General features: G+C 70.6%; 7 protein-coding genes and 1 pseudogene. 5 read left to right on the top strand and 3 right to left on the bottom strand.

Going from position 1 to position 17,883, the window contains the following annotated elements:
* Window positions 1-76: 76 nt before the first annotated feature.
* Window positions 77-10,684: pseudogene (locus ACIBKX_RS19045) on the top strand (SDR family NAD(P)-dependent oxidoreductase); the annotation flags it as partial.
* Between the two features lie 141 nt (window positions 10,685-10,825).
* Window positions 10,826-12,064 carry a cytochrome P450 gene (locus ACIBKX_RS19040; RefSeq protein WP_399375834.1) on the top strand — a complete coding sequence of 413 codons (1,239 nt, stop codon included), beginning with the start codon at window positions 10,826-10,828 and terminating at the stop codon, window positions 12,062-12,064.
* Window positions 12,065-12,141: 77 nt separating this feature from the next.
* On the opposite strand, the gene ACIBKX_RS19035 is transcribed toward ACIBKX_RS19040, so the two are convergent.
* From ACIBKX_RS19035 to ACIBKX_RS19025, 3 genes are all read right to left on the bottom strand, one after another.
* Window positions 12,142-13,011, bottom strand: coding sequence for a mycofactocin-coupled SDR family oxidoreductase (locus ACIBKX_RS19035; RefSeq protein ID WP_363275260.1), 870 nt, complete (start codon window positions 13,009-13,011; stop codon window positions 12,142-12,144).
* Window positions 13,012-13,145: 134 nt separating this feature from the next.
* Window positions 13,146-13,523 (bottom strand): cold shock domain-containing protein, encoded by a 378-nt coding sequence (locus ACIBKX_RS19030; RefSeq protein ID WP_363275259.1) that lies wholly within the window; start codon window positions 13,521-13,523, stop codon window positions 13,146-13,148.
* Window positions 13,524-13,604: 81 nt separating this feature from the next.
* Window positions 13,605-15,239, bottom strand: coding sequence for a DHA2 family efflux MFS transporter permease subunit (locus tag ACIBKX_RS19025; RefSeq protein WP_363275257.1), 1,635 nt, complete (start codon window positions 15,237-15,239; stop codon window positions 13,605-13,607).
* A 382-nt stretch (window positions 15,240-15,621) separates the two neighbouring features.
* Between ACIBKX_RS19025 and ACIBKX_RS19020 the strand changes: the two genes are divergently transcribed.
* From ACIBKX_RS19020 to ACIBKX_RS19010, 3 genes are read left to right on the top strand one after another with little or no spacing between them, the layout of a single operon-like run.
* The gene (locus ACIBKX_RS19020) at window positions 15,622-16,488 is read left to right on the top strand and encodes a 3-hydroxyacyl-CoA dehydrogenase family protein (protein ID WP_363275256.1); all 867 of its coding nucleotides are present in this window, start codon (window positions 15,622-15,624) and stop codon (window positions 16,486-16,488) included.
* The gene (locus tag ACIBKX_RS19015) at window positions 16,485-16,772 is read left to right on the top strand and encodes an acyl carrier protein (protein ID WP_363275255.1); all 288 of its coding nucleotides are present in this window, start codon (window positions 16,485-16,487) and stop codon (window positions 16,770-16,772) included. The genes ACIBKX_RS19020 and ACIBKX_RS19015 overlap by 4 nt, the downstream gene beginning before the upstream one ends.
* Complete coding sequence (locus ACIBKX_RS19010; protein WP_363275254.1) at window positions 16,765-17,874, top strand: acyl-CoA dehydrogenase family protein; 1,110 nt, start codon at window positions 16,765-16,767, stop codon at window positions 17,872-17,874. The genes ACIBKX_RS19015 and ACIBKX_RS19010 overlap by 8 nt, the downstream gene beginning before the upstream one ends.
* Window positions 17,875-17,883 lie beyond the last annotated feature (9 nt).

Raw genomic sequence — 17,883 nt, 5'->3', positions numbered from 1 at the left:
GCCCTCTCTTTCCTTCTTACGCACCCCGTTCGAGCAAAGGATGAAGATCGCCATGGAGGCATCCGTCGAGGAGGTCGTGGCAGCGCTCCGCACCTCGCTGGTGGAGAACGAGCGGCTGCGACAGCAGAACAACCGGCTGCTGTCGGCAGCCGCCGAACCCATCGCCGTCGTCGGCATGGCCTGCCGCTTCCCCGGCGGCGTGACCTCCCCGGAGGACCTCTGGCGGCTCATGGCGGACGGCACGGACGCCATCTCCGGCTTCCCGGACGACCGCGGCTGGAACCTCGACGAGGTGTACGACCCCGAACCGGGCAAGCCCGGCAGGACGTACGTCAAGGACGGCGGATTCCTCTACGACGCCGGTGAGTTCGACGCCGGATTCTTCGGCATCAGCCCGCGGGAAGCACTCACCATGGACCCGCAGCAGCGGCTGCTCCTGGAGACGTCCTGGGAGGCGATCGAGCGCGCGGGCGTCGACCCCGCCTCCCTGCGCGGCAGCCGCACCGGCGTCTACGCCGGCGTGATCTACCACGACTACGGCACGAACAGCGGCAACGGCAGCCTCGTCTCGGGCCGCGTCGCCTACACCCTCGGTCTCGAGGGCCCCGCCGTCTCGCTCGACACGGCGTGCTCGTCCTCGCTGGTGGCGATGCACTGGGCGATGCAGGCGCTGCAGCGCGGCGAGTGCTCGCTGGCGCTCGCGGGCGGTGTGACGGTGATGTCGACCCCGCAGACGTTCGTCGAGTTCAGCTCGCTGCGGGGCCTGGCCGCCGACGGCCGCTGCAAGCCGTTCTCGGCCGCCGCCGACGGCACGGCCTGGGGCGAGGGCGTCGGCATGCTGCTCCTGGAACGGCTCTCCGAGGCACGGCGCAACAACCACCCCGTGCTCGGCGTGATCCGCGGCTCGGCGGTCAACCAGGACGGCGCGAGCAACGGCCTGACCGCGCCCAGCGGCCCCTCGCAGCAGCGCGTCATACGCCAGGCGCTGAGCAACGCGGGCCTCACGGCGGCGGACGTGGACGCGGTGGAGGCGCACGGCACGGGCACGAAGCTGGGCGACCCGATCGAGGCGCAGGCGCTGCTCGCGACGTACGGCCAGGACCGCCCGGAGGGCAGCCCCCTGTACGTCGGCTCGCTGAAGTCGAACCTCGGGCACACCCAGGCCGCGGCCGGTGTCGCCGGAGTCATCAAGATGATCGAGTCCATGCGGCACGGAACGCTGGCCCGCTCGCTGCACCTGGACGAGCTGTCGCCGCACGTGGACTGGACGGCGGGCGCGGTACGCCCGCTCGCCGAGAACCGCCCCTGGCCGGACACCGGCGGGCGGCCGCGACGAGCGGGCGTCTCGTCGTTCGGCGCGAGCGGCACGAACGCGCACCTGATCCTGGAGCAGGTCCCGGCGCCCGCTCCTTCGGACGAGCCGACCGGCGGCGACACCCCGCCACTCCTCCCCGTACCGCTCACGGCCAAGACCCCGGACGCCCTGCGCGACCAGGCAACCCGTCTGCGCGCCCACCTCACCGCCCACCCGGAGCAGCCCCCGGCCGACGTGGCCCTCGCCCTGGCCACCACCCGCACAGCCTTCGAGCACCGCGCGGCCCTCCTCGCCCAGGACCGCGCGGAGCTTCTCGAAGCACTGGGGACGGTGGAGCGCGGCGAGTCGTCGGCGCGGGTGGTCCGGGACAGGGTCGCGGAGGGGAAGCTCGCGTTCCTGTTCACGGGGCAGGGGAGTCAGCGGTTGGGGATGGGCCGGGAGTTGTATGAGGCCTTCCCTGTGTACGCCGATGCTTTTGATGCGGTGTGTGCGGAGCTGGACGCGCACGTGGGCGGCGACGGTTCGGTGCGGGATGTGGTCTGGGGTGATGAAGAGGCCCTGAATCGGACGGAGTTCACGCAGGCGGGGCTCTTCGCGGTGGAGGTGGCGCTGTTCCGGCTGATGGAGCACTGGGGTGTGCGGCCGGACTTCTTGCTGGGGCATTCGGTGGGGGAGCTGGTGGCGGCGCATGTCGCCGGAGTTCTGTCGCTTCCCGATGCGGCTCGGCTGGTGGTGTCGCGTGGTCGGTTGATGCAGGCGTTGCCTGCTGGTGGTGCGATGGCGGCGGTGCAGGCGACTGAGGATGAGGTTCGCGAGGTTCTGTCTGACGGGGTGGGCATCGCTGCGGTCAACGGGCCGTCGGCGGTTGTGGTCTCGGGTGATGAGGCGGCGGTGGATGCGATCGCTGAGGTGTTGCGGGGCCGGGGTCGGAAGGTGAAGCGGCTGAACGTGAGTCATGCCTTCCACTCGGCGCGGATGGAGCCGATGCTGGACGAGTTCCGCAGGGTTGCGGAGGGTCTGACGTTCGCCGAACCGCGTATCCCGGTGGTGTCGAACGTGTCGGGTGTGTTGGCGACGGCGGCTGATCTGGCGTCGCCGGAGTACTGGGTGCGGCATGTCCGCGAGGCCGTCCGTTTCCACGACGGCGTACAGACACTACTCACCGAACGAGTCACGACCTTCCTGGAGTTGGGCCCGGACGGCGTGCTCTCGGCGATGGGCCAGGACTGCCTGCCGTCAGGCGCCTCCGACGTGGTGTTCCATCCGCTCCTGCGCAAGGGCCGCGACGAGTCCCGCCAGGCTGTGACCGCAGTGGCATCGGCCTACGTACGCGGGGTCTCGCTCGGCTGGGAGCAGTTCCTCGGTGGCTCGCGCCCGCGTGTCGACCTGCCCACTTACGCCTTTCAGCACGAGCGGTACTGGGAGCGTTCCGGAGGTGTCGCCTCGGCGGCCGGTCTGGATGGTGCCGGGCATCCGCTGTTGGGTGCGGCGGTCGCGTTGGCGGGGTCCGGTGGTGTGGTCCTGACGGGGCGGTTGTCGGTGCAGGGTCAGCCTTGGCTGGCGGATCATGCTGTGGGCGGGCTGGTCCTGTTCCCCGGTACGGGATTCGCGGAGTTGGCGATCCGGGCCGGTGACGAGGTCGGCTGTGGTGTGGTGGAGGAGCTGACGTTGCAGGCTCCGCTGGTGCTGCCCGAGCGTGGCGGTGTCGCCGTGCAGGTGGTCGTCGGTGAGGCCGATGCCGCGGGCCGGTGCCCGGTGGGCGTGTTCGCCCGCCTCGATGACGGTCAGGGCGACCGGGAGTGGGTGCGGCACGCGGAGGGCGTGCTGGCTCGCAGCGGTGCCGAGGAGCCTTCGTTCGACTTGGGGCAGTGGCCTCCGGTGGGTGCGGAGGTGGTGGACGTCGCGGATCTGTACGACGGTTTCGGCGAGGTCGGCCTCGACTACGGGCCGGTGTTCCAGGGGCTGCGCGCCGCCTGGCGGTCGGGCGACGACGTGTACGCCGAGGTCGCGCTGCCGGAGGGGGTGGATGCTGAGGCCTTCGGGCTGCACCCGGCGCTGTTGGACGCGGCATTGCACGGCATGGCGCTGAGTGGCGTGGCGGGGGAGCGGGTGATGCTGCCGTTCTCGTGGAGCGGCGTGGAGTTGCACGCGTCCGGCGCCTCGGCCCTGCGCGTGCGGGTGCGGTCGCTGCGGGACGGCGTGGTGTCGCTGGCGGCGGCGGATGTGAGCGGGCGGGCCGTGCTGTCCGTGGAGTCCCTGACGCTGCGGGAGTTCGCTCCGGAGCAGTTGGCCGCTGCCGGTACGGAGCCGGGTGACGGTTCCCTGTTCCAGGTGGAGTGGGTGCCGGTTTCCGCTGCCGGTACGGCAGTTGGGGACGACGTCACCGTGCTGCGGTGCGGTGGGGGCGACGACGTACAGGGTGAGCTGGGCCGGGTCCTGGAGGCCGTGCAGGCCTGGACGGCGGAGAAGCAGGAGGCGGCGGGCGCGCGGCTGGTCGTGCTGACGCGCGGCGCGGTGGGCCTGGACGGCGAGGACGTCCCTGACCTGGCCGGCGCGGCGGCGTGGGGCCTGGTGCGGTCCGCGCAGGCCGAGGACCCGGACCGCATCGTCCTCGCGGACGCCGACGAGTCCGACCTGGCGCTGGTCGTCGGTACGGGGGAGCCGCAGGTGGTGGTGCGCGATGGTGTCGCGTACGGCGCGCGGCTGGGGCGGGTGTCTGCTCAACAGGCCGACGGACAGGGTGTGTTCGGGCCGGGGAGTTCGGTGCTGGTCACGGGTGGTACGGGGGCGCTTGGTGCGTTGGTGGCCCGGCATTTGGTTGCTACTCATGGCGTACGACGTCTGCTGTTGACCAGTAGGCGGGGGCTGGAGGCTCCGGGGGCGTCGGCTCTCGTGTCGGAGCTGGAAGAGCTGGGTGCTGAGGTCGAGGTCGCGGCCTGCGATGTCGCGGACCGGGATTCGGTGGCGTCCCTGCTGGCTGGTCGCGCCCTGACGGGCGTCGTGCACACGGCCGGTGTCCTGGACGACGGCGTGATCACGTCTCTGACTCCCGAGCGCCTTGCCACGGTGCTCGCCCCGAAGGCGGACGCGGCCCGACACTTGCACGAGCTGACCCAGGACATGCCGCTGACGGCGTTCGTCCTGTTCTCCTCCGCATCCGGGGTGATGGGCACGCCGGGCCAGGGCAATTACGCGGCCGCCAACGCCTACCTCGACGCCCTCGCCACCCACCGCCGCGCCCAAGGCCTCCCGGCCCAGTCCCTCGCCTGGGGGCTCTGGGATCAAGTCGATGGCATGAACGGTCAGTTGGACGACGCGGACCGTGCCCGTATGGCGCAAGGCGGCGTGCTCCCCCTGTCCGCCGAGGACGGCCTCGCTCTTCTGGACGCCGCAGCCGTCTGCGGCCGGCCTGCCCTCGTACCCGTACGGCTCGATCTCCAGGCCCTGCGATCACAGGCGGAGACGCTTGAACCCCTGTTCCGGGGGTTGGTGCCGGTGGGGCGGCGGAGTGCGGCCGGTGCGCGGGAGGACGCGGGCTCCTTGCGCAGGCGGCTCGCGGGGTTGCCTGAGGAGGAGTGGGAGGGCGCGCTGCTGCTGATGGTGCGGGAGCAGGCGGCCGAGGTGCTCGGCCACGCGTCCGCCGATGCGGTGGAGGCGGACCGGGCCTTCCGGGACCTGGGCTTCGACTCGCTGGCGGCGGTGGAGCTGCGCAACAGTCTGGGCGGGGCCACTGGCCTGCGGCTGCCCGCCACGTTGATCTTCGACTACCCGTCCCCGCTGGTCCTTGCCCGCTACTTGCTCGCTGAGGTGTCCGGTTCGGTCGACGAGAGTGCGGCGGTGGCCGCACGTACGGTGACGTCCGGCGGCGGCGCTGGCGACGATCCGATCGTGATCGTGGGGATGAGCTGCCGCTACCCCGGCGGCGTGGAGTCGCCGGAGGACCTGTGGCGGCTGGTGGCCGAGGGGAGTGACGGCATCGCACCGTTCCCCGAGGACCGGGGCTGGAACACCGCGCAGCTCTTCGACCCCGACAGCAGCCGACCGGACACCAGCTATGTGAACGAGGCCGGATTCCTTTACGGCGCCGCCGAGTTCGACCCGGACTTCTTCGGGATCAGCCCCAACGAGGCGCTCACCATGGACCCGCAGCAGCGTCTGCTGCTCGAGGCGTCCTGGGAGGCGATGGAGCGCGCCGGCATCGACCCGGCGTCCCTGCACGGCAGCGACACGGGTGTCTTCACCGGGCTGATGTACCACGACTACACCTACAGCAGCGCCGCGGGCTCGATCGCCTCGGGCCGGGTGTCGTACAACTTCGGCTTCGAGGGCCCTGCGGTCACGGTGGACACCGCCTGCTCGTCGTCGCTGGTGGCACTGCACTGGGCGATCCAGGCACTGCGCGCGGGCGAGTGCTCGCTCGCCCTCGCGGGCGGAGCCACCGTGATGGCGACGCCGGAGAACTTCGTGGAGTTCAGCCGCCAGCGCGGCCTGGCACGGGACGGCCGCTGCAAGTCCTTCGCGGACGCGGCGGACGGCACCAACTGGTCCGAGGGCGTAGGCATGTTGCTCGTCGAGCGGCTGTCGGACGCGCGGCGCAACGGGCACCCCGTGCTGGCGGTCGTGCGCGGTTCCGCCGTCAACCAGGACGGCGCGAGCAACGGGCTGACCGCGCCGAACGGCCCCTCGCAGCGTCGCGTCATCCGCCAGGCACTGGCGAATGCGGGCCTCACGGTCGCTGATGTCGACGCGGTCGAGGCGCATGGCACCGGCACGACACTCGGGGACCCGATCGAGGCGCAGGCGCTGCTGGCGACGTACGGCCAGGACCGCCCGGAGGGCAGCCCGCTGTGGCTGGGCTCCCTCAAATCCAACATCGGTCACGCGCAGGCGGCGGCGGGCGTGGGCGGCATCATCAAGATGGTGCAGGCGATGCGGCACGGCGTCCTGCCCAAGACCCTGCACGTCGACGCGCCGTCCACGCAGGTGGACTGGACGGAGGGAAATGTTCAACTGCTCACCGAGGCGCGCGAGTGGCCGCAGGCCGATGGTCGCCCGCGCCGCGCGGGAGTCTCGTCCTTCGGGATCAGCGGCACCAACGCCCACGTCATCCTCGAAGAGATATCGCCGACTGAGACGGCTGACACTCCTGAGACGGACAAGGTCCCTGGGCTTGCGCCCGGCGTGATCGTCCCGTGGGTGATCTCGGCGAAGAGCGAGCAAGGCGTCCTGGAGCAGGCGGCCCGAGTCGCCGCTCAGCTGACGGTTCACGCCGACGCCGAGCCGGCGGACATCGCGTACGCCCTGGTCACCTCCCGAGCCCGGCACGAGCACCGCGCGGCAGTCGTCGGCGCCGACCGGGGGGAACTCCTCCAGGGGTTGCGGGACCTGGCAGACGGTCTGGGCGAGGTACGTGGGGCCGAGGCCCGAGGGCGCACGGCGTTCCTGTTCACGGGGCAGGGGAGTCAACGCCTTGGGATGGGACGGGAGTTGTACGAGACCTTCCCTGTGTACGCCGATGCTTTTGATGCGGTGTGTGCGGAGCTGGACGCGCACGTGGGCGGTGACGGTTCGGTGCGGGATGTGGTGTGGGCTGATGAACGGGCCCTGAACCGCACCGAGTTCACGCAGGCCGGGCTCTTCGCGGTGGAGGTGGCGCTGTTCCGGTTGATGGAGCACTGGGGTGTGCGGCCGGACTTCTTGCTGGGGCATTCGGTGGGGGAGTTGGTGGCGGCGCATGTGTCTGGTGTGCTGTCGCTGGCGGATGCGGCTCGGCTGGTCGTGTCGCGTGGTCGGTTGATGCAGGCGTTGCCTGCTGGTGGTGCGATGGCGGCGGTGCAGGCGACGGAGGACGAGGTCCGCGAGGTCCTCTCCGACGGGGTCGGTATCGCTGCGGTCAATGGGCCTTCGGCGGTTGTGGTCTCGGGTGATGAGGCGGCGGTGGATGCGGTCGCTGAGGTGTTGCGGGGCCGGGGTCGGAAGGTGAAGCGGCTGAATGTGAGTCATGCCTTCCACTCGGCGCGGATGGAGCCGATGCTGGACGAGTTCCGCAGGGTTGCGGAGGGTCTGACGTTCGCCGAACCTCGTATCCCGGTGGTGTCGAACGTGTCGGGTGTGTTGGCGACGGCGGCTGATCTGGCGTCGCCGGAGTACTGGGTGCGGCATGTCCGCGAGGCCGTCCGTTTCCACGACGGCGTACAGACACTACTCACCGAACGAGTCACGACCTTCCTGGAGTTGGGCCCGGACGGCGTGCTCTCCGCGATGGGCGAGAACTGCCTGCCCCCGACCGCTTCCGACGGGGAAGTGGTGTTCCATCCGCTCCTACGCAAGGGCCGTGACGAGTCCCGCCAGGCTGTGACCGCAGTGGCATCGGCCCATGTACGGGGCGTACCCGTGGACTGGTCCGCGTTCTTCGGCGGCGGCCCGCGCCCCCACGTGGACCTGCCCACCTACGCCTTCCAGCGTCAGCGTTTCTGGCTGGAGTCCCCCGCCACCACCGGCGACGCGGCAGCGGTCGGCCAGGACAGCGCGGATCACCCCCTGCTGGGCGCGGCCGTCACGCTGGCCGAGACCGGCGGCGTGGTCCTGACCGGACGCCTCTCGCTCCAGACCCAGCCCTGGCTGGCGGATCACCGACTGGAGGAGACCGCCGTACTACCTGGCAGCGTCTTCGTCGAGTTGGCGGTCCGCGCCGGTGACCAGGTCGGCTGCGGTCTCGTCGAGGAGTTGGAGCTGAAGGCGCCGCTGATCCTGCCCGAGCGCGGCGGTGTTCAGCTGCACGTGATGGTGGGGGCGGCTGACGCCGAATCCGGGCGGCGCGGCTTCACCGTGTTCTCGCGCAGTGAGGACTCCCCGGCAGAACAGGAATGGGCCCGGCACGCCGAGGGCGTCCTGAGCGCTGGCGTCTCCGAAGCGCCCGCCGGAACGGCCGCCGATCTCGTGGCCTGGCCCCCGCCCGGTGCGGTTCCGGTGGACGTGGACGGTGCGTACGACCGGCTGTTCGGCCGGGAGCACCTGTACGGCCCGGCGTTCCAGTGCCTGCGGTCCGCCTGGCGGCGCGGTGACGAGATCTTCGCCGAGGTCGCCCTGCCCGACGGGGCGGAAGCGGACGCGGGCCGGTTCGGCCTGCACCCCGCGCTCCTGGACGCGGCGACGCAGCCGTGGCTCGCGGCCGGGGACGACGCAACCATGGTGCTCGCCTCGTCATGGCGCGACGTCACTCTGTACGCGACCGGAGCCTCCTCCCTGCGGGTGCACATCTCGGCGGGAGGCGGCGACGACGCGAGGCTGACGCTGGCCGACGAGAACGGCCGGCCCGTGGGGTCCGCCGCCGCGCTGACGTGGCGTCCCGTCGAGCCGCACCAGCTCGGCACGGCGCTCGACGGCCTCGACGGCATCGGCGGTGCCCTGTTCCGGGTGGAGTGGCAGCCGCTGACCGTCGAGGGGCTTGCCACCGAGGAGCCCGACGGCCGGGTCGAACTCGGGGAAGTCGCCGAACTCGCCGAGTACGGCGAACTCGGCGAACTCGCCGAGCTGATCGACACTGCCGAACTCCCCGAGCCCGCAAGCTTCCCCGAGTCCGCAGGCCTCCTCGAGTTCACCACCGAGGTCACGACCCCTGCCCACACCCTCCTCCACTGCCCCGAATCCCCCGGCGAAGCCCTGAAGGCCGTCCAGTCCTGGCTGGCCGACGAGCGGTCCTCCGCAGCGCGGCTCGTCGTCGTCACCCGTGGTGTCACCGACGGAGCCGACCTGCGCCACGCCCCTGTATGGGGCCTGGTCCGGGCGGCCGAAGCGGAGAATCCGGGCCGCTTCGTCCTCGTGGACCTCGTGGACCTCGCGGCCGACGACCATGACCACCTCCCCGCAGAGTTCGCCCCGGCCATCGCCACCGGCGAACCCGAACTGTCCCTGTGCGCCGGACAGGTGCGCGTGCCCCGGCTCGTCCGAGTCCCCGCGCCCGACGCCCCGGCCCCGTCGGACGCCCCCGCGGCCCCGAACCCCGACGGCACCGTCCTCATCACCGGCGGTGCGGGCCCGCTCGCCATCGAGGTCGCCCGGCATCTCGTGACGCAACACGGCGTACGCCACCTCCTCCTGACCGGCGGCGACGCGCCCGCCGACAACAGTGAAAGCCGTGAAAGCCGTGAAAGCGGTGAAACTCACAGCTTCGCCGACCTCACCGACCTCACCACCCTCGGCGCCACCCCCCAAGTCGCCCCCTGCGACCCCGCCGACCGCGAGGCCCTCACCGCCCTCCTCGCCGGCATCCCCCCGGAGCGCCCCCTCGCCGCTGTCGTGCACATCGTGCCCCCGGCGGCCAACGGGCTCATCGGATCCCTGCGGCCCGACGCGTTGGACGCCGCGCTGCGTCCCGCGACCGACGCTGCCTGGAACCTGCATGAACTGACCCAGGAATCAGCCGACTTGACCGCCTTCGTCGTGCTGTCCGACGCCGGTGGCACCCTCTTCGCCGCGGGGCAGGCGGCGTACGCGGCGGGCAACGCCCAGTTGGACGCCCTCGTCGCGTACCGCAGGGCGCGTGGACTTCCCGTCACGTCCATGGCGTTCGGGCCCTGGGAGGCCAGGCCCGGACTCGGCGACGAGGACCGGCGGCGCCTCGCCGCGCAGGGCGTGCCCTCGCTCACCAGGGACGAGGGCTTCGCGCTCTTCGACGCCGTGCTCGGCGGCGCCGACGACGATGCCGTGCTGCTGCGGCTCGACGCCCGTGCCCTCAGGGCGCAGGCGAGGGCCGGCGCCGCCGCGGCCGAGCAGACCCCGGCGCTGCTGCGCGGTCTCGTCCCCGCGCCGTCCCGGCAGCCGGCCCGCGCCGGAGGGGTGTCTCCGGACCGGTTCGTGCAGAGCCTCGCCGGGCTCTCGCCGGAGGAGCGGATGCGTACCGTGCTGACGTTGGTGCGTACGCAGGTGGCGTCGGTCCTCGGTCACGCGTCGGCCGAAGCGGTGCGCCCCGAGCGGGCGTTCCAGGAGCTGGGCTTCGACTCGCTCACCGGCGTCGAGCTGCGCAACCGGCTCCGCGCGGCCACCGGGCTGCCCCTGGAGGCGACCCTGGTCTTCGACTTCCCCAGCGCGCAGGCGGTGGCGGGCCGTATCGACGAACTCGCGGCGCCCGCAGAGGGGAACGCCGCGCAGCCCGTGCTCGCGGAGCTGGACCGGCTCGAAGCGGCCCTGGCCGGGGCGGCGTTGGCGGACCGGGATCATTCCCGGGTCACGGCCCGGCTCGACGCCCTGCTGCGGAAATGGCGGGACGCCGACGCGGGCGCGGCGTCGCAGACGCCTGCCGACGATTACGAATCCGCTTCGTACGAAGAGCTATTCGAGGCCATCGACGACGAATTGGGAGCGGTCTGACCGCACACCCGGGGAGCTTAGGGGAGCTTAGGGGTAGGGGGTCCAGGGCGGGCGCCATAGCCTTTCCGACAGGTATTCAATTCCGTTCCGTCGGGAAGCGATCCCGCCGGGAAAAAGGTCCTGCCGAGATCGGAGTCCGTGATGTCGATATCTGATGCCGCCATTCAGGAGGCAGAAGAGGCGATTATGAAGCTGGGCACCCCGCCCCAGCCGGTGGATCCCTATCCCCTCTATGAATCGCTGCGCAAGATCAACCGCGTATACGAGAGCACCACGCTCGGGGCGTTCGCCATCACCGGCTACAAGGAGGTGTCCGCCGCCGCGAAGATGCCGAGCATGCGCAACGGCACCCGCGGCTTCACCAAGCGCCGTGAGGACTGGGAGCAGCACGACGCGCTGCGGCTGCTCCTTCGCGCGATGGTCACCCTGGACCCGCCGGAGCACACCCGTATCCGGGACTTCGCGGCCTCGCTCTTCTCGCCGGCGCTGATCAAGCAGATGCGCGCCTCGATCGAGCGGCTCGCGGACCGGCACCTGGACGACCTCGCGGACAAGGCGAGCGGCGGCACGGTGGTGGACCTCGTCAAGACGGTCGCGAGCCCCTTCCCGGTCTCGGTGATCAGCGAGATCCTCGGCGTTCCCGACGAGCAGGGAATGATGTTCTACGACCTGGCCAACGACTGGACCCGGGTCTGGGGCGGCGGCGGTTACAGCGAGGAGGAGCTCGCGCGGGCCGATGTCGCGGTGATGGAGCTGCGCGGGCACTTCGAGGAGATCTTCAAGGAGCGCCGCAAGAAGCCGCAGGACGACCTCATCTCGACGCTCCTCAAGGCCACGGACGACGGCCAGTTGAGCGACGAGGACCTGATGGCGCTCTCCACCTTCCTCTTCATCTCGGGCTTCGAGACCACCACCAACCTGATCAGCATGGGTCTTTACACGCTTCTCGAGAACCGTGACCAGCTGGCCCTGTGGCGGAACAAGCCGGAGATCACGCCCGGTGCGGTGGAGGAGCTGCTGCGGCACGGCACGCCGATCGCGGGCACGATCCGGCTGACCTCGGAGACCATCCAGCTCGGCGACAAGACGATCCCCGACGGCCGGCTCATCTTCCTGATGACGGCGGGCGCGAACCGCGACCCCGCGCAGTTCACCGACCCGGACCGGCTCGACCTGACGCGCAGCGAGGGCCCGCACGTCAGCTTCGGCGGCGGCGCGCACTACTGCCTGGGCGCGAACCTGGCCCGGATGGAGGCGCAGGTCATCCTGCCCAAGATGATCAACCGCTTCTCCGAGATCGATGTCGCGGGAGTGACCGAGCGCCGCACGGCCACCGGTCTGCAGGGCTTCGAGTACCTGCCGCTCCAGGTCAAGGAGTAGTCACCGCGGGCACAACGCGAAGGCGCCGGGGCGGATGCGACCGCCCCGGCGCCTTCGCGTGTTCCGTACGTGGTGGATCAGCCGCCCATGCGGAAGCCGGCCTCGATCTTGCCGATCATGCCCGCGTCGATCTTGAGCTGGGCGCCGGTGATGTAGCGCGACTCGTCGGAGGCCAGGTAGACCACCGCGTGCGACACGTCGTTCGGCTCCAGATAGGCGATCGGCATGCCGTGGCTCATCTGGAAGACCATCTCCACGTCCGCCGCGGTCGGGCTCTCCAGGTCGGGGCGGAAGGTGCGGTACGCGGCCTCGTTCTTGAGCAGGTCGGTGGCGATATTGGTCGGGTGCACCACGTTGACCCGCTTGCCCGACGGCGCGAGCTGCACCGAGAGCCAGTTCGCGTACTCGGAGATCGCGTGCTTGGAGAAGGCGTACGCGGCGGGGCCGGGGCCCGCGCCCGGATTGCCGTCGTACCGGGGAAGGAGACCGGCGACCGAGCCCATCAGGACGATGGAGGCGTTCTCGCCCAGGTGCGGCAGGGCCGCGTGCACGGTGTTCAGCGTGCCGACCAGGTTCACGTCGACGGTCTCGGTGAAGGCGCTGACGGGTTTGTCGGCGCCCATCGGGTTGATGCCGGCGTTGGCGACGACCACGTCGAGGCGGCCGCCGAGTTCGGCGACGCCCTCGCTGACGGCCTGTTCAAGGGCGGCCCGGTCGCGTACGTCGGCGGTGCGGGCGACCGCGCGGCGGCCCGCCTTCTCGACGAGCCGGACGGTCTCCGTCAGATCGGCGGGGGTGGCACCCGCGTACTCCGCGTTGGCGGAGTCGGCGCAGACGTCGAGCGCGATGATGTCGGCGCCCTCCTCCGCGAGCCGGACCGCATGGCTGCGGCCGAGACCTCGCGCCGCGCCGGTGATGACGACAACTTTTCCTGCTACCCGGTTCATGGTTCTCCTGCCACATTTCTCGGAAGCCCTCGGAAGCCTTCGGCTATGGATTTCCTATCGCCGGGCGGCCGGACGAGAAAAGGGAAGAGACCCCCTAACCCCGTTTTCACGGCCGGGTTAGGGGGAGTTTCGGGTCAGTCGAGCACCCAGCCGTGGCTGCGCGCCGCCTGGCTGAAGCGTTCGCGGATCTGCACGATCTGCTGGCCCGTGGCGGTGGGCGCACCCTCGATGATCAGATCTGTCACCTCGCGCAGGAACTCGGAGATGGTGAGCGCGTCGGAGACGACAGGGGCGGTCACGCGGTCCGGTTCGCTGCCGCCGATGTGGCGCACGTCGATCGCCCGGATGCCACGCTCACTCTCCACGGTTTCGAATTCCACGAGACTTCCCGGCTTCAGGAGGGAATCGTCGGAAAGGAATTCGTTCGCGTGCATGAAAACGTCGCTCCCACCGCCTTGGGGAGTGATGAATCCGTACCCGCGGGCCGCATCGAAGCGAATCAACCTACCCACAGTCACAGTTTTGGCCTTCCACGATCAGTACGGATGGCGCCGCCGCCCGCACCGGGGGTGCGGGCGGCGGGTCGCCCTTCGCTAGCGTGCGCGCGACTCGTCGGGGGTCAGGCGCGCGGTGGGCAGCTCGGCCCCCTGGGCCGGCTGGGCCCCGGTCTCCTCGGCCGGCTCGTCCGTGAACACCCTGGGCAGTCCGCGCAGGGTGATCAGGGTGAGCAGACAGATCGCGGCGAGCACACCCGCGTTGACCAGGACGGCGGCCTGCATGCCGTCGGCGTAGGCGGCCTTGGCGGACTCCGTGATCTGCTCGGCGACCTGGCCCGGCGACTGGGCGGCGACCTGCATGGCGGAGCCGATGGAGTCGCCGGCCTGCTCGGCCTGTTCCTTGGTCAGCCCCGAGGGGGTGTCGAAGTTCTTGTGGTACAGGCTGTTGAGGATGGTGCCGAGTACGGCCATGCCCATGGCGGCGCCGAGTTCACCGCCGGTGGTGGCGAGCCCGGAGGCCGTACCGGACTTCTCCTTCGGCGCGCTGTTCACGATGATGTTGACGGTGCAGGCGAAGATGCAGGACGCGGCGGCGCCGTGCACGATCGTCGGGATCAGGACGGTCACGTAGTCGGAGTCGGCACCGGCGCGGCTGTAGAGGACCATCGCCAGGGAGAGCAGCCCGAGGCCGAGCGCGACCACGCGGGCCTGGCCCCAGCGGGGGATGAGCGCGCCGATCAGCGGGGCGCAGAGCATGCCGGCACCGGCCGGCGGCAGCAGACCGAGGGCGGCCTTCAGCGGCGACCAGTCCTGGACGAACTGCAGGTACTGGCTGACCAGGAGCAGCACACCGACCGACGCGAACATGGTGAAGGCGTTGGCGATGAACGCCCCGGAGAACGCGCGGTTGCGGAACAGCTTCAGCTCGACCATCGGCTGGTTCAGGCGCGTCTGCCGGAAGCCGAACAGGGCGAGGGCGACGATGCCGATGGCGAGGGCGGCGAGGATCTTCGGCTCGGTGAAGCCGTCACGGACGGACTCCTGCACCGCGTACACGACCGCGACGATGCCCAGCGCGCAGAGCACCATGCTGGGGATGTCGGGGCGGGCGGCGTTCGGGTTGCGCGACTCGGGGAGCAGGATGATGCCGGTCACGATGAGCAGGCCCATGAGCGGCAGGTTGATGAGGAAGACCGAGCCCCACCAGAAGTTGTCGAGCAGCGGGCCGCCGATGACCGGGCCGAGCGCGGTGCCACCGCTGATCATGCCGGTCCAGATGCCGATCGCGGCGGTGCGTTCCTTCGGGTCGGTGAAGACGTTCCGGATGATCGAGAGCGTCGTCGGGTAGATCGTCGCGCCGGATACGCCGAGCAGTGCGCGGCTCGCGATGAGCAGCTCCGCGTTGGGCGACCAGGTGGCGAGCGCCGAGGCACCGGCGAAGGTGAACGCGCCGATGAGCATCAGCTTCTTGTGGCCGATGCGGTCACCGACGATGCCCATCGTGATGAGCATGCTCGCCATGACCAGGCCGTAGATGTCGGCGATCCACAGGATCTCGGTCGACGTGGGGGACAGGTCCTCGGTCACGGACGGGATGGCCAGCTGGAGCACCGTCAGGTCGACGCTGATGACCAGCGCGCCCAGACAGAGGGCACCCAACGCGAACCAGCGCCGTGCCGGGCTGAGATTGGGGCGTTCGGCTGTCTTTTGCCCGCCCAGGTGATCGGTCATCTTCTGCTCTCCGTGTGTGCTCCCGGCGCAAACTGTATACGCCGCAGACGTTGGTGTTTATGTTATACACAAATGCTCGCCGAGGTGTCAACGAGTGCCCCGGTCGAGGCCCTGTCAAGGGGGTGGGACACGTGTGCGGACGGGGGTCAGCGCCCCGCGGGGCACCGGATCGAGCCGTGCCGGGTCCGCCGTGCAGTCGTACCGGAATCGACCGCAAAGGCGCCCCCGGCACGCCGCATTTCATTCGCGAATTCCCTGAACATAGGGGGGTTCCGGCAATCTCTAGGGGTTGCCCGGCGATCAGCCATTTCCGTACCGTCTTCATCGGTATAGACACCGATGAATTGACCGGAAAGCAGTTATGCGGAGGCTTGGAGGTTCGGTGGCGACAGCGCAGGCAGAACACCGGCTCGCCATCTTGGGAGCGGGCGTCATGGGCGGGAACATCGCCACCATGGCCATCGGACGCGGCATCCCCGTCGTCCTGATCGACACCAGCGCGGCGGCGCTCGAAGCGGCCGGGCCGCGCATCCGCCAACAGCTGCGGCACGCCCAGCTGTTGGGGGCGCTGCCCGCCGACGGCACGCCCGGTGAACTCGTGACCGCTCAGTCCGTCACGGAAATCGCCGACGCCACCGCCGTCGTCGAGGCCGTCACCGAACTGACCGACGTCAAGACAAAGGCGCTCGCCGAGGCCTCGGAAACCGTCCGCCCCGGCACCCCGCTGATCTCCAACACCTCGGGCATCCCGATCGACGAACTCGCCGATTCCGTGGCCCGCCCCGGCGAACTCGTCGGCGCCCACTTCATGAATCCCACGTACCTGATCAAGATGGTCGAGGTCATCAGGGGCCCGCGCACCAGCGAGGCCACCATGAGCTCCGTCGCCGCCCTGCTCGCCGCCGCGGGGCGCGAGCCGGTCGTCGTCGCGGACGCCCCCGGCTTCGTCACCAGCAGGCTGCTGCACCCGATGATCAACGACGCGGCGCGCGTCGTAGCCGAGGGCACCGCCTCCGTCGAGGCGGTCGACCGCCTGATGGAGGGCTGCCTCGGCCACCCGACGGGCCCCCTGCGCACGGCCGACCTGATCGGCATCGACAACCTCGTCGACGCCCTCAACGCGCTGTACGAACGGACCGGCGACGAGCGCTGCCGCCCCAGCGAACTGCTCGTCGAGAAGGTGCGCGAAGGCTCCCTCGGCCGCAAGTCCGGCCGCGGTTTCTACGACTACGGAAAGGCAAAGCCGTGACTGACCAGTTGAGCGAGAGCGCCCCGCTGACCGCCGAGGGCATCGAGCAAGGACTGCTCCGCCACCTGGAGGGCAAGCTCGGCACCTCGATCACCGCGGACCACGACCTCTTCGCGTCCGGACTCGTCTCCTCGATGTTCGCCATGGAGCTGGTCGTCCACCTGGAGGGCACGTACGCCGTCGCCATCGTCGGCCCCGACCTCAAGCTGGACAACTTCCGCACCGTGCAGCGCATGACGTCCCTGGTGCTCGGCCTGCGCGACGCCTCGGCCGGCGATGTCTGACCGGCTCACGGCGGCCCGCGCCCTCCTCGGCGACCTGGTCGGGGAGAACGCCGACGCCTGGGACCGCGCGGGCCTGCTGCCCGACGAGGTGCTGCGCAAACTCGCCGCCCAGGGCATCCTCTGCGCCCAAGTGCCCGCCGAGTACGGCGGAATCGGGGCGAGCAGCCTGGAGAACGGCGAGTTCACGGCGTACGCGGGCAGCCTCTGCAGCTCCCTGCGCAGCGTCATGACCTCGCAGGGCATGGCGGCCTGGACCGTCCAGCGGCTCGGCACCCTTGAGCAACGCAGGCTCTACCTCGGCGAGTTGGCCTCCGGGCGGCTCGCCGCCGTCGGGTTCAGCGAGCCGGACGCGGGCAGCGACCTCTCCGCGATGGCCGCCGAGATCCGCCGCGACGGCGACGAGATCGTCCTCGACGGCGAGAAGAAGTGGGTCACCGCAGCGGCCTACGCCGATCTGCTCCTGATCGTGGGCCGCCACGAGGACGGCGTCGCCTTCGCCGCCGTGCCCGCCACCGCACCCGGCGTCCACGTCGAACGGGTCGCCGACCCCATGGGCTGCCGCGCCGCCGGCCACGCCAACCTGCGCTTCGACGCGGTACGGCTGCCCGCCGCGAACCTGCTCGGCGGTACCGCGCTGCCGCTGCCCCTGGTCGTGACCACCGCGCTGTCCTACGGCCGGATGTCGGTCGCCTGGGGCTGCGTGGGCATCCTGCGCGCCTGCCTCGACGCGGCGACCCGGCATGCCGCGGGACGCCGGCAGTCCGGCAAACCCCTTGCCGAACACCAGCTGGTGGCACGGCATCTGGCCGAACTCCTGGTGTCGGAGCAGACCGCGACCCGCGTCTGCGAACACGCCAGCCGCAGCTGGGACGCCGGATCGCCGGACATGGTGATCGAGAGCGTCCTCGCCAAGCACACCAGCGCCGGACACGCCGCACGCGGCGCCGCGTCCGCCGTCCAGGTCCTCGCGTCGGCCGGCGCCCAGGACGGCCATGTGGTCGCGCGCGCCTACCGGGACGCGAAGCTCATGGAGATCATCGAGGGGAGCAATGAGATCTGCCAGACGATCCTTGCCCGGCACGCCCTCACCGCATCGAGATGAACCAACCAC

The sequence above is a fragment of the Streptomyces sp. NPDC050658 genome (genome assembly GCF_044457025.1).
In the GTDB taxonomy this organism is placed as follows: Bacteria; Actinomycetota; Actinomycetes; order Streptomycetales; family Streptomycetaceae; genus Streptomyces.
This window is presented reverse-complemented; position numbering and strand designations above follow the sequence as displayed.